Origin of the sequence: Campylobacter sp. 2018MI13 (genome assembly GCF_018501135.1) — a bacterium.
Taxonomy (GTDB): Bacteria; Campylobacterota; Campylobacteria; order Campylobacterales; family Campylobacteraceae; genus Campylobacter_E.
Map to the genome: position 1 here is coordinate 1 of NZ_JAHCZC010000264.1, position 414 is coordinate 414.

Consider the following 414-nt stretch of genomic DNA (forward strand, 5'->3'; position numbering starts at 1 on the left):
AAGTATCCTTCAAGGTAATGATAAATTGATTGATAAATGAAGGTATCATGATTTTGATTCCTTGAGACAAAACAACTTTGCGCATCGCTTTTCCAAACGGAAGGCCAAGACTCTTAGCAGCTTCCATCTGTCCTGAATCAACGGATTCGATTCCGCCTTTGACAATTGCCGCAATATATGCGCCTTCATTCAGCATCAACGTAATCACGCCCGCAACGAATGCCGGAATCTTGCTGCCGGTCAAACTTGGAATTCCGTTATATATGAACAACGCCAAAACAATCAACGGCAAGCCGCGGAAAATATAAATAACCGTCCCCGAAACTCCTTTGGCAATCTTATTCGGAACAACTCCTAAGAAACCGATCAAAATTCCGAACAGCGTCGCACAGATAATTGAAATAACCGTAAGCT

1 protein-coding gene is annotated in these 414 nt (G+C 42.5%); it reads right to left on the reverse strand.

The window, feature by feature from the left end:
- On the reverse strand, nt 1–414 hold a 414-nt coding region (locus KJQ99_RS09950; RefSeq protein WP_214150748.1), incomplete at both ends, for an amino acid ABC transporter permease.